Origin of the sequence: Pseudomonas sp. CCI3.1, assembly GCF_034313985.1 — a bacterium.
GTDB classification, from domain to species: Bacteria; Pseudomonadota; Gammaproteobacteria; order Pseudomonadales; family Pseudomonadaceae; genus Aquipseudomonas; species Aquipseudomonas psychrophila.
Map to the genome: position 1 here is coordinate 1,137,416 of NZ_JAVIWO010000001.1, position 11,297 is coordinate 1,148,712.

10 protein-coding genes and 1 pseudogene are annotated in these 11,297 nt (G+C 61.1%); all 11 read left to right on the top strand.

Going from position 1 to position 11,297, the window contains the following annotated elements:
• The first annotated feature begins 226 nt into the window (after window positions 1-226).
• The 11 genes and pseudogenes from RGV06_RS05040 (at window position 227) to RGV06_RS05090 (ending at window position 11,217) form a co-directional block, all read left to right on the top strand.
• Window positions 227-1,133 (top strand): annotated as a pseudogene (locus tag RGV06_RS05040) (transporter).
• Window positions 1,134-1,144: 11 nt separating this feature from the next.
• Window positions 1,145-1,906 carry a DUF2092 domain-containing protein gene (locus tag RGV06_RS05045; RefSeq protein ID WP_046808623.1) on the top strand — a complete coding sequence of 254 codons (762 nt, stop codon included), beginning with the start codon at window positions 1,145-1,147 and terminating at the stop codon, window positions 1,904-1,906.
• Window positions 1,903-2,400, top strand: coding sequence for a hypothetical protein (locus tag RGV06_RS05050; protein ID WP_148561519.1), 498 nt, complete (start codon window positions 1,903-1,905; stop codon window positions 2,398-2,400). The genes RGV06_RS05045 and RGV06_RS05050 overlap by 4 nt, the downstream gene beginning before the upstream one ends.
• 24 nt (window positions 2,401-2,424) lie before the next feature.
• Complete coding sequence (locus RGV06_RS05055; protein WP_322149510.1) at window positions 2,425-3,405, top strand: AAA family ATPase; 981 nt, start codon at window positions 2,425-2,427, stop codon at window positions 3,403-3,405.
• A gap of 11 nt (window positions 3,406-3,416) precedes the next feature.
• Window positions 3,417-4,367: a DUF58 domain-containing protein gene (locus RGV06_RS05060; protein WP_322149511.1), complete on the top strand. Its 951-nt coding sequence runs from the start codon at window positions 3,417-3,419 to the stop codon at window positions 4,365-4,367.
• A complete protein-coding gene (locus RGV06_RS05065) occupies window positions 4,364-4,852 on the top strand; it encodes a DUF4381 domain-containing protein (protein WP_019826032.1) in 489 nt (162 codons plus the stop codon). Before RGV06_RS05060 ends, RGV06_RS05065 begins: the two co-directional genes overlap by 4 nt.
• Window positions 4,839-5,831: a vWA domain-containing protein gene (locus tag RGV06_RS05070; RefSeq protein ID WP_019826033.1), complete on the top strand. Its 993-nt coding sequence runs from the start codon at window positions 4,839-4,841 to the stop codon at window positions 5,829-5,831. Before RGV06_RS05065 ends, RGV06_RS05070 begins: the two co-directional genes overlap by 14 nt.
• A 1-nt stretch (window position 5,832) precedes the next feature.
• A complete protein-coding gene (locus RGV06_RS05075; RefSeq protein ID WP_019826035.1) occupies window positions 5,833-7,425 on the top strand; it encodes a VWA domain-containing protein in 1,593 nt (530 codons plus the stop codon).
• The gene (locus RGV06_RS05080) at window positions 7,422-8,474 is read left to right on the top strand and encodes a hypothetical protein (RefSeq protein ID WP_322149512.1); all 1,053 of its coding nucleotides are present in this window, start codon (window positions 7,422-7,424) and stop codon (window positions 8,472-8,474) included. The genes RGV06_RS05075 and RGV06_RS05080 overlap by 4 nt, the downstream gene beginning before the upstream one ends.
• 138 nt (window positions 8,475-8,612) lie before the next feature.
• Window positions 8,613-9,581, top strand: a complete 969-nt coding sequence (locus tag RGV06_RS05085; protein ID WP_322149513.1) for an HAD family hydrolase — start codon at window positions 8,613-8,615, stop codon at window positions 9,579-9,581.
• Window positions 9,582-9,630: 49 nt separating this feature from the next.
• Entirely contained in the window at window positions 9,631-11,217 is a 1,587-nt protein-coding gene (locus tag RGV06_RS05090) for an arylsulfatase (protein WP_037032392.1), read from the top strand.
• Window positions 11,218-11,297: the final 80 nt, after the last annotated feature.

Here is an 11,297-nt window from a genome sequence, read left to right on the forward strand (position 1 = left end):
AGCGCTAACCGGTGGCTAAATATCCAGTAGTCGCCATTAGAATCAGTGCCTTCAGAGGATTCACGTCAGATAACCGCTCGTCTTTTATCAGTGACCCAGGCCACAGAATCAGCAGTTTTTCATCCGCCAGCCAGCGAAGTCCGGGGTTACTGCTAGCTTCAATTAACAATAAATTCGCCGGGCATCGGACGATAGACCGCCAAAGGGCAATTGAAGGAGCAATACGATGGGATCAAGCACCGTCCGTAAAGCCAGTGTCACGGCACTCACTTTGGTCCTGACGCCGCTGGCGAGCTGGGCCGATAACGCCCGCGATTGGCAAAATACACCCACCGACCTCAACATGCTGTTCGGCTATTACAACCGCGTCGACAGTAACACCCCCATCGACACGGCCTTGCCCATCAAAGGCCTGTCGCTCAATGCTGATGTTTACATCCTGCGCTATGCCCGCTCGTTCTCCGTAGAGGGCCGCAACACTGCGATCCAGCTCCTGCAGCCCTATGCCGACCTGTCGGCGTCTTTTGACAATGCGCGCTATTTCACTGGCACCAAGCACAACGGCGGCATGGGCGACACCCAAGTGGTGCTGGCTCATAACATCTTCGGCGGCCCTGCCCTGAGCAAAGAGGAGTTTGCCAAATGGACTCCCGAGACCTTTCTCACTGGCGCTATGGGTGACTACGCCTACCGGGGACTACGACAAAAACCGGGTGATCAATATCGGCGCCAACCGCTGGGTATTCAAACCGGAAATAGGCTTTGGCACGCCCATTGGCCCTACCTGGCTTGAACTGAACACCTGGGTTTCGCTGTTCGGTGACAACGACGAATACCAAGGCGACAGCAAGCTTGAGCAAAAGCCGCTGTATGCCATTGAGGGCCATTACAGCTACACCATTAATCGCGCCCTCTGGGCCTCACTGGACGCCACCTATACACGCGGCGGCGAGACCAAAATCGACGGCGACTGGCAGGACAACAAACAGGAGAGCACCCTGGCAGGCGCCAGCGTGGGCTTTATGCTCACACCCCAGTTTGGCGGCCTGCTGGCCTACACCGACACTGTGGCCGAGCGCAAAGGGTCACCAGATATCGCCACCTGGACCCTGCGCATGCAGTACGTCTGGTAGAGGCCGCCATCATGCTCGCCTTGCGTCCTGCCTTGCTCGGCCTGCTCCTGGTCTTTACCGGACAGGTCCATGCCGCTGGGAACATAGCCATTGAACCCGCAGCCGTGCAGGCACTGGAGCGGATGGGCAGTTACTTGCGCAGCCTCAGGCAGTTTGGCATCGAGGCCAGCAGCCTGACTGACCAAGTGCTGGAAAACGGCCAGACTGTCGAGTTTCGTCATACCACCCAACTGCTGGCCCAACAGCCGGACAAGCTGATGGTCTCGGTCGACAATCAAGGCGTGCGGCGCACGCTCTATTACAACGGAAAGCGCTTTACTCTCTACCAGAGCCCCAGCGCCTACTACGCCAGCGCTCCTGCGCCAGCGAGCATCAATGCACTTATCGACCTGCTCAACACCCGTTACGGTATTGAATTGCCACTGGCCGATCTGTTTCGCTGGAACGCCAACACCTCGGAACAAGCCGGCTTGCGCTCCGCCGTGCTGATTGGCAGTGACACTCTGGAAGGTCAGCGCTGCGATCACTACGCCTTGCGCCAGGACGATATCGACTGGCAACTATGGCTACGCCAAGGCGAACAACCTCTACCCTGCCGCCTGATCATCAGCCGCCGCGATATCCCCGAACATCCGCGCCACAGCGTGGATTTTACCTGGCAACTTAAACCGGCGATCAGCGCCAGCAGTTTCGAATTCGAACCACCCCAAGGCGCCCAGGAAGTGCCATTGCAATGGGCCCCCAGCAAGTACAGCCCGGAGGCGCAACCATGAAGCGCCTACACTGGATGCTCTGTGGCGTACTCGGCGCCAGCCTGTTGCACACCTCGGTGGTCATGGCCTGGCAAATACGCAGTGGTGGCGGAGCACGCACCTTTGTTGTGCCCCACAATGGGGGGTATCCGCCCTCTCCACACCCCATGCCACAACCACACCCTCAGTCAGGTCAGCATCCGCATCCACAACCGGGGCCGCCCCCTTATCCGCAACCGCACCCCTACCCGGCGCCCCGGCCCATGCCGCCTCCACGCCCCATGCCTCCTCCACCGCCCCCGCCTCCTGATAACTGGTATCACCCTTGGGCCGCAGCAGCTGTGGTAGGTGCAACCACGGCCATAGCCATCGGCTCGCAGGTAACCAGCGTACCTCCTGACTGCGTGTCGGTGATGGCCAACAATGTGGCGTATCAGCACTGCGGACCCACCTGGTACCAACCGCGTTACGTAGGCGGCAACGTGCAGTTTGTAGTGGTCCCCGCGCCCTGGTAATCATGCTTAAGCAAGGAATGCTTTATGACAACGCTCAACGATCTTAACGCCCTGCAAGCCAGCATCGCCGAATCGGTACTGGGGCAGGATGAGGTTATCCGACAGATTATTGTCGGCCTGCTGGCCAACGGGCATCTGTTGCTGGAAAGCCTGCCGGGGCTGGCCAAGACCCGTACCGTCAAGGCGCTGGCCAAACACCTGGACGCCAAAATGAGCCGCATCCAGTTCACCCCCGACCTGTTGCCTTCGGACATCACCGGTGCCGAGGTGCTGCATCAGGTCGACGGCCAGAACCAGATCATGTTCCAGCCCGGCCCGCTGTTCGGCAACCTTATCCTGGCGGACGAAATCAACCGCGCCCCGGCCAAGGTGCAGGCCGCCTTGCTGGAAGCCATGGAAGAACGCCAGATCACCGTGGCCGGCAACAGCCATCAATTGCCCGAGCTGTTTATTGTGTTGGCCACCCAAAACCCCATCGAGCAAGAAGGCACCTACCCGCTGCCCGAGGCGCAGATGGACCGCTTTCTGATGAAGGTATTGCTCGACTACCCCAACCCTGCGCACGAGTCGCAAGTGTTGCGCATGCTGCGGGCCGAGGAACAGGCGCAAGGCGCCAGCGCCGACACTGCGCCGGGGTTCGCCCTTGGCCAGGAGGCCATTTTTGCTGCCCGCCGTGAAGTCAGTGCGGTGACCGTCTCGCCCGCCATCGACTGCTACCTGATCGACCTGATCAACGCCACCCGGCACCCCGCCGACTACGACCCCGACCTGGCGCGCTGGATCGCCATCGGCGCCAGCCCCCGGGGCGGCATCGGCCTGGACCGTTGTGCCCGGGCCGACGCCTGGTTGCGCGGTCAGGCATTCGTTTCGCCCGATAACGTGCGCGCGGTGGTGCATCCGGTGCTGCGTCATCGCCTGCAACTGAGTTACGACGCAGTGGCCGATGGCGTCAGCGCCGATCAAGTGCTCCACCGACTGCTCGAAAAAGTCGCAATACCGGCCTGAGGAACTTGCCGATGTACGCTCCACAGCAGGACGCCGATGGATTGGTGTATGTGTGTCTGGCGCAATTGATGGCGCTGGAATTCAAGGCGCGTGCGTTGAGTTTTGTCGCCCGCCAACCCCAGGGCAGCATCCTTTCGGGCAACCATGCTTCGCGCTTGCGGGGCCGTGGATTGAATTTCGACGAACTGCGCCGCTACCAGCCCGGTGACGACCTGCGTCACCTCGACTGGCGGGCCTCGTTGCGCACCGGCAAACCGGTGGTACGCACCTTTACCGAAGAGCGCGACCGCCCGGCGCTGATCCTGGTTGATCAGCGCATGTCGATGTTTTTTGGCTCCAGCCACAGCTTCAAATCCGCCACCGCCGCCGAGCTAGGCGCATTGGCCGCGTGGATGGTTTTCAACGCCGGCGACCGGGTTGGCGGGCTGGTGTTCAACGACCAGCGCATCGACAGCATCGCCCCGCTGCGCAGCCGCAAACGGGTCGAAGCGCTGTGCAGCAAAATCGTGCAGCAAAACCAGCTGCTCAATGCCACGCAACCCGACTGCGAAGACGCCGACCAACTGGACAAGGTGCTGCAACACTGCCTTGCCGTAGCCGGCCATGACCACCTGATTTGCCTGATCAGCGATTTCGCCGGTGCAGGCCCGCGCACCCTGCAGCTGATGCGCCAACTGGCGGTGCACAACGATGTGATCGCGATGCAGGTCTACGATCCCTTGGCGCTGGACCTGCCCAAAAACGGCCGCTTGCTGGTGACCCAGGGTCAACTGCAAGTGGAGCTGGCGGTGCAGCACCCCCACATTCGCCAACCCCTGGGAGACTTTCTCAGCGGCCGCTTCAAGGACATCGCCAGCCTGCTGCGCCGCAGCCAGGTGCCGTTGATGATGTTCAGCACCGAGCTGGATGCCCACAGCCAACTGCGCACTGAACTGGGCAAACTGGGCGGGCCGCGTCGATGACCACTCCCATCCCCAGCATTGATCAACTGCAAAACTTGGCCTTGCCTGCGCCCGTCAGTTACATGCCGCAGACCTGGGGCTGGTGGGCGTTGCTGGGGGTTGTACTGGCCGGGCTGGCGGTCTGGGCCGCACGCACTTACTGGCTTTGGCGGCGTAACCGCTACCGGCGCGAGGCCTTGCAGCGTTTGGCCCAGCTGCGCGCGGCCAACGACCCGATCGCCACCTTGCGCGAGCTGCCCACGCTGCTCAAGCGCGTGGCCCTGTCCATGCCGGCCCCACAGGCTGTTGGCCCGTTGCAGGGGGCGGCCTGGCAAGACTTTTTGCGCGGCCACAGCCCGCAACCGCTGCCAGACGATTTCAGCGAGCAACTGGCGTTCCTGGCCTATGCCCCGGATGACCAGTTGCTGGCATTGCCTGACACGCAGCGCCAGTACCTGTTCGAGACCTGCACACGCTGGGTGGAGCTACACCATGTGGCAGTTTGATTACCCCTGGTTGCTGCTGTTGCTGCCTTTGCCGTGGTTCGGCTACCGCTGGCTGCCCGCGTACCGCGAGGCCTGCAGCGCGGTGCGAGTGCCGTTTTTCAACGCCATGAGCCGCGCCATCGACCAGGCGCCACAGGCCGCCGGCACGCGGCATAACCTCTGGCAACTGCTGCTCAATCTGCTGGTGTGGGCGTTGCTGGTGGTGGCCGTGGCCAGACCGGTGTGGGTCGAAAAGCCCATCGAACGCCAGCAACCGGTGCGCGATCTGATGCTGGCCATCGACATCTCACAATCGATGGAAACCACGGATTTTACGGACGCCAACGGGCAAAAGATCAACCGCCTGGCCGCCGTCAAACAGGTGGTGCAGGACTTTATCCAGCGCCGCAAGGACGACCGCATCGGCCTGATCGTGTTCGGCAGCGGCGCCTACCCCCAGGCGCCGCTGACCCTTGACCACGCCAGCCTGTCGTTGCTGCTCGAAGACACGGGAATCGGCATGGCCGGGCCCAACACCGCCATCGGCGATGCCATTGGCCTGAGCCTCAAACTGCTCGACCAGGCCCACGAGCCGGAAAAGGTGCTGATCCTGCTCACCGATGGCAACGATACCCACAGCGCCATCCCCCCGACCCGTGCCGCCGCAATGGCAGCGGCCAAAGGCGTGGTGATTCACACCATCGGCATTGGCGACCCGAATGCCGAAGGCGAAGCCAAGGTCAACCTCACCGCCCTGCAAAGCATCGCCAAAAGCACCGGCGGCCAGTACTTTCGCGCCGAAGACCGTGACAGCCTGAACCAGGTGTACGCCACCCTCGACCGCATCACCCCGCACCAGGTCAAAACCCTGAGCCATCAACCCAAGCGGGACCTGTTCTGGTTGCCGCTGGCGGCGGCCATCAACCTGTTGGCGCTGTATCACCTGGGCGCGCTGCTGGCCTCGCGGCTGCATCAACGTCCGACCCGGCAGGAGGTCTGAAATGGAGATCAACCTCAGCGACTTCCACTTTCTGCGCCCGTACTGGCTGCTGCTGGCTTTGTTCGGCGCCCTGCTGCCATTGCTGTGGCGCCGCAGCCATGACCAGCAGCGCCGCTTGCGGGCGATCATTGCCCCGCATCTGCTGCCCCACTTGCTGATCACCCCGCAAGACCCTCACCGCCTGCGCCCGGTGCACTTGACGGCCGCCCTGCTGATCCTTGGCGCCATCGCGGCGGCCGGGCCCACCTGGGAACAGGATCGCCCGGCGTTCCTGCAAAACCGTGCCCCGCTGATCATCGCCCTGGATTTGTCACCGTCGATGGACGCCAGCGATGTGCAACCGACGCGCCTGGAAGCCGCCAAACACAAACTCCACGACCTGATAGCCCGGCGCAGCGGCGCACGCACGGCCTTGATTGCCTATGCAGGCAGCGCGCATCTGGTATTGCCCGCCACCGACGACCCGGCGTTACTGGACAGTTTCATCCAGGCCTTGGGCACTGACCTGATCGCCCTCCCCGGCAAAAATGTGGCGGCAGTGATCGAACAGGCCAAGCGTCTGCTGCAAGCCGAGAAAGCCCCCGGCACTTTGCTGCTAATCACCGACGGCGCCGACACCGCGCAGCTGGACAGCCTCAAACCACTGCTGCAAGGCAGCGCCCTGCAAGTGCTGGTACTGGCCGTGGGCAGCGCCAATGGCGGGATCATCCGCGATGCCAGCGGCCAGCCGCGCACCGACAGCAATGGCCGCCCCGAGCTGGGCAGCTTCGACAGCGCCGCACTCAAGCAACTGGCCGCCGCCACCGATGCGCCGCTGGGCAGCCTGACCATCAATGATGACGATCTGGACTGGATAGAGGGCCACGCCCGGCAGCACTTTCAGGCCGCCAGCGATGAACAGCGCGAACTGCAATGGAAAGACGCAGGCTACTGGCTGTGCGGGCCACTGCTGTTGATCGCGTTTTTCTCGGTGCGCCGTGGCTGGAGCCTGAACTGGAACGCCGTGCTGGTGCTGGGCGCAGGCCTGGCCCTGCAGCCGGCACCCGCTGAGGCCAACGCCCTGACCGATGCCTTTTTCACCCGTGACCAGCAAGGGCGCTGGGCCTTTGAACATCAGCATTACCCGGCAGCGGCCGAGCTGTTCGTCGACCCTTACTGGAAAGGCATCGCCGCCTACAACGCTGCCGATTTCGACCTGGCACTGGCCAGCTTTGCGCAACTGGACACCCCCCAGGCGTACTTCTATCTGGGCAATATCTACGTGCGCCGCTTCAAGTTCGAGCAAGCGATTGCCGCCTACCGCCAGGCGTTGGCCCTGCAACCACAGTTCCCCGAAGCCAGTGCCAATCTGGCCCTGGCACTGGCCCTGTTGAAAGACACCGACAGCGCCGAGCAAAACACCCCCGAGGTCAAACCCGACGCGATCAAATTCGACAAGCAACCGGGCAAGGGCCAAAGCAAGCCGCTGCAAACCCTGCAAGCGGCCAGCGACGAACAATGGCTGCAAAACCTCACCACGTCCCCGGCCAACTTCCTGCGCCAGAAATTCAGCCTGCAGGACCAGACCGCACAGCAACCGAAGGTGGCGCCATGAAGCGCCTGGGCTTGACCTTGCTGCTGTTCAGCGCTCTGGCCTGGGCTGATGAGCCGCAGTTGCTGGTGCAAACCCGCCTCGTGCCGGGTGACGCGGTGGTGGTCGGCGAACCCTTGCAGCTGCAAGTCGATGTGCTGACCAACACCTGGTTCACCAGCGCCGCGACGCTGCCGGAGCTGTCGATCAGCGGCACCGATATCTTGCCGCCCAATGCCGAAGCCCAGCACCTCACACAAACCCTGCACGGCCAGACCTTGACCGGTCTGCGCTACACCTACCGCATCACCGCGAATCTGGCGCAGGGCTTTGCCATCCCCCCTTTCACCGTGCGGGCAACCCCGGCCCAGGCCAGCCATGAGCTGTCGGCGCAAACACCGGCGATGCAGTTCCGCGCCAGCCTGCCGAGCGGCTTCAGCCCCGGCGAGCCGGTGCTGGTGGCCAGTGCACTGCGTTTTAGCCAAACCATCAGCCCCAATGCCGGCCCGTTCAAGGTCGGTGACAGCCTCAGTCGCACACTGACGCTACAAGCCGACAACACCCCCGGCCTGTCCTTGCCAACGCCTGCGCTGGGCACCCTCCAAGGGCTCAGTGCTTACCCGAAAACCCCGCAAGTGCGCAATCTGGACGACGGCCGTGGCAGCTTTATCGGCGGGCAACGCATCGACCGCGTGAGTTATCGCATCGAGCGCGAAGGCGACTTCACCCTGCCGGCGATCAGCGTCAAATGGTGGGACAGCGTGAACCGCAAGGTGCAGGTCAGCCAGGTACCCGGGTTCAGCTTCAAGGCCACAGCCAACAGCGGCGACAGCCCGGTGTTTTCCATCACCCGCGACCTTGAACAGCTGGGGCAACCGACCCGGCTGCACATCCCCGGATCGCTGTTGTTCCTGGGCTCAATCCTGCTGCTGACAGGCATCGGCTATATGAGCCGCCGCCGGTTGCAGCACGGTTTCAGCCAGGTCAACCACTGGCTACGCACGCGACCTCCACGCAAAACCTATGGTTTGCGCCCACTTAATCCTGGTCATGAAAAGGACTTCCAAGAATGAATACATCAAAACCAGTAGCCGTGAGAGCGAGCCTGCTCGCGAACGACCTTAGCGAGCAGGCTCGCTCCCACCGGGGCTGCTACAAGAGGCCCTTGACCGGCAACAGGGTATTTACAAAAGCGCTGACGGCCTTGCTGTTTGCCCTGCCCCCTGTTCGCGCAAGCGGCAGATCCGCTGCCGTCCTGGAACGACGGCCCGGCGAAAAAAAGCATCATCGAGTTTGTGCAGACGGTCACCGCTCCGAACAACAAAGGCTTTGTACAACCCGAAGCGCGGATTGCCGTATTCGACAACGACGGCACGTTGTGGAGCGAGCAACCGGGTTACTTCGAAGAGCTTTTCGCCTTCGACGAAATCAAGCGCATGGCCGCCCAGCACCCGGAGTGGAAAGACCAGCAACCATTCAAGGCGGTGATCGAGAATGACCACAAAGCCCTGGCAGAAGGCGGCATGGAGGGCCTGCTGAAAATCTTCATGGCCACCCACGCCGGGCTCACCACCGATGAATTTCGCGACAACGTCCAGCGCTGGCTGAGCACGGCCCGTCACCCCACCACCGGCAAGCCCTACACCGAGATGGTCTACCAGCCGATGCTGGAAGTGCTCGCTTACTTGCGCAGCCAGGGTTTCAAACCGTACATCGTGTCCGGCGGTGATACCGGCTTTATGCGCGTGTTCGCCGAAGAGGTCTACGGCATCCCGCCTGAGCACGTGATCGGCTCCACATTCGTAACGGAGTACCAGGACAAGGACGGCAAACCTTCAATCCTGCGCACCGCCAAAATCGCCCACAACGATGACGGCCCCGGCAAACCGGTAAGCATCGATAGCGTGATTGGTCGTCGGCCGATCCTGGCGTTTGGTAACTCGGACGGCGACCTGCAAATGCTCCAGTGGACTGCCGCAGAATCAGGTCCACGCTTTATGGGCCTGGTTCACCACACCGACGCCAAACGCGAATGGGCCTATGACAAGGACTCAAAAATAGGTCGCCTGGACAAGGCGCTGGATCAGGCAAAACAACAGAACTGGGCTATCGTCGATATGGCGTCGCAGTGGCGGCAAATCTATCCATTCGAGTCCGGCGTAACGGAGCAACAGCAATAAGAATAAGCCGTCAGCAATGCATCAAACAGGTCAACAAGGAGCAAGTTGCATGACTCGAATAGCCAAGTGGTTACCTCAGCTAGCCTTAGTGGCGGCTTCAGTGATGGCGTTGTCTGCCACTGCTGTTGCCGCTGAAAAACCCAACATCCTGGTGATTTTTGGCGATGACATTGGCCAATCCAATATCAGCGCCTACTCCATGGGTGTGGTGGGTTACAAAACGCCCAATATCGACCGGATTGCCAAAGAAGGCATGATGTTCACCGACTATTACGCGGAGAACAGCTGCACTGCCGGTCGATCATCGTTTATCACCGGTCAGACACCACTACGAACCGGCCTATCCAAGGTCGGTGTTCCAGGCGCACCGGTGGGCCTGCAAAAACGTGACATCACCATCGCCCAGGCGCTCAAGTCGCAAGGCTACGCCACGGGGCAATTTGGCAAGAACCACTTGGGTGACCGCGACGAATACTTGCCGACCAATCATGGTTTTGACGAGTTCTTCGGCAACCTGTATCACCTCAATGCCGAAGAGGAACCCGAGCGTCCGTACTGGCCCAAGGATGACCCCGAGTTCGTCAAAACAGCCTCACCACGGGGTGTGATCCACAGTTTTGCCGATGGCAAGATTGAGGACACCGGCGCTTTGACCGCCAAGCGCATGGAAACCATCGACGACGAAACCACCGCGGCTGCACAGGCGTTTATCGAAAAGCAGGCAAAGGCCGACAAGCCTTTTTTCGTTTGGATGAACACCACGCGCATGCACTTGTTTACCCACGTGCGCGACTCCATGAAGGGCCAGAGTGGTATGCCCGGCAACGAATATGCCGATGGCATGCTTGAGCACGATGGCGACGTCGGAAAACTGCTCAAAACCCTGGACGACCTGAAGCTCACTGACAACACCATCGTGGTGTACACCACCGACAACGGACCGAACCAGTTCTCCTGGCCAGACGCGGCGACCACTCCGTTTCGTAATGAGAAAGACTCCAACTGGGAAGGTGCCTACCGCGTCCCTGCCATTGTGCGCTGGCCAGGCAAGATCAAGGCCGGCGAAGTGAGCAACGAAATGTTCTCAGGGCTGGACTGGTTCCCGACCTTGCTGGCCGCGGCAGGTGATACTGAGGTCAAGGACAAGCTGCTCAAAGGTTGGGCACCGGTGGCAGGCGGCACCGACTTCAAGGTGCATCTGGACGGCTACAACCAACTGCCCTACTTGACCGGTCAACAACCCAAGGGAGATCGTAGCGAGTTCTATTACTTCAACGATGACGGCATGCTGGTATCGATGCGTTTCGACAACTGGAAAGTCGTGTTCTGCGAGCAACGTGAACCGGGCGGATTCAAGGTTTGGAGCGAACCTTTCGTTTGCTTGCGAGTGCCCAAGATCTTCAACTTGCGCATGGATCCGTTCGAGCGGGCAGACATTGTGTCCGATCAGTATTACGACTGGACCACCAAAAACGTTTACCTGGGTGAAGTCGCAACCATGAAGGCTGCCAAGTTTTTACAAACTTTTGTAGATTTCCCGCCAAGCCAAAAACCGGCCAGCTTCAGTATCGATCAGGTAAGGGCTGAAGTAGACGCCAAAATCGCCGAGAAAATGAAGCAACACCCAGCGCAGTAACCCTCCGCAAACCTGCCCTCTCCCTGCGGGAGAGGGCTTAAGCTCTTTATGTAGGCATCCGAATTCTTTCCGCACAAGGC

Bases quoted from the DNA above. Each gene is read 5' to 3' on its own strand.
- RGV06_RS05055 (WP_322149510.1), top strand. From the start codon at position 2,425: ATGACAACGCTCAACGATCTTAACGCCCTGCAAGCCAGCATCGCCGAA.
- RGV06_RS05080 (WP_322149512.1), top strand. From the start codon at position 7,422: ATGAAGCGCCTGGGCTTGACCTTGCTGCTGTTCAGCGCTCTGGCCTGG.
- RGV06_RS05060 (WP_322149511.1), top strand. From the start codon at position 3,417: ATGTACGCTCCACAGCAGGACGCCGATGGATTGGTGTATGTGTGTCTG.
- RGV06_RS05065 (WP_019826032.1), top strand. From the start codon at position 4,364: ATGACCACTCCCATCCCCAGCATTGATCAACTGCAAAACTTGGCCTTG.
- RGV06_RS05045 (WP_046808623.1), top strand. From the start codon at position 1,145: ATGCTCGCCTTGCGTCCTGCCTTGCTCGGCCTGCTCCTGGTCTTTACC.
- RGV06_RS05050 (WP_148561519.1), top strand. From the start codon at position 1,903: ATGAAGCGCCTACACTGGATGCTCTGTGGCGTACTCGGCGCCAGCCTG.
- RGV06_RS05090 (WP_037032392.1), top strand. From the start codon at position 9,631: ATGACTCGAATAGCCAAGTGGTTACCTCAGCTAGCCTTAGTGGCGGCT.
- RGV06_RS05075 (WP_019826035.1), top strand. From the start codon at position 5,833: ATGGAGATCAACCTCAGCGACTTCCACTTTCTGCGCCCGTACTGGCTG.
- RGV06_RS05070 (WP_019826033.1), top strand. From the start codon at position 4,839: ATGTGGCAGTTTGATTACCCCTGGTTGCTGCTGTTGCTGCCTTTGCCG.